The sequence below is a fragment of the Oleiphilus sp. HI0061 genome (assembly GCF_001635675.1).
This window is the reverse complement of sequence record NZ_LWFE01001781.1, coordinates 1-512: the sequence shown is the minus strand read 5'-3', so window position 1 is coordinate 512 and position 512 is coordinate 1. Positions and strand designations below refer to the sequence as shown.

General features: G+C 43.0%; 1 protein-coding gene. It reads left to right on the top strand.

Features of this window, described 5'->3' with window-relative positions; all coding sequences use genetic code 11:
* On the top strand, positions 1-322 hold a 322-nt coding region (locus tag A3735_RS31540), incomplete at its 5' end, for a hypothetical protein (RefSeq protein ID WP_197486088.1).
* Positions 323-512: the final 190 nt, after the last annotated feature.

The window sequence follows — 512 nt, the reverse complement described above, 5'->3', positions numbered from 1 at the left end:
ATTATATGATGCAGAAAACGAGGTCTTAAAATCTGGCAGCACTTTACTAACACTTGTCCGAAACCTATCAAATCGCGACTTCGATCTACCATTAATTGCTGTTATGACTGGCAATCCAGACCCTCAAATACATTTACCTGAATCACCTTTTGACACATCCCTTCTAACAGGAGATCAAGTTTTATCGGGAGGAGAAACAAACGCATTTGGCTACGCCCTATCTGAAGACGTCAGCGGCAGCATTTTTTATATCCTTTATGCATTAAGTGACGACACAACAAATACAGATTTTATAAGCGGTTCTGTATTCAGCTTCCAGTAAACGCCCCTCCCGACAAGAAACGAACCACTCACCACGAGTCTGGTTCGTTTCTCGCCCAGCAACTAATCCAGCGCAGTTTTCGCACCAATACAGTGCCGAACTTCCCCTCCTAAATATTAAGCACTTTTTCTTAAATGGCCTATGCTGAAATAGATTGCGGCTGACAAGTAGTTGCGTCTTCACCACACTA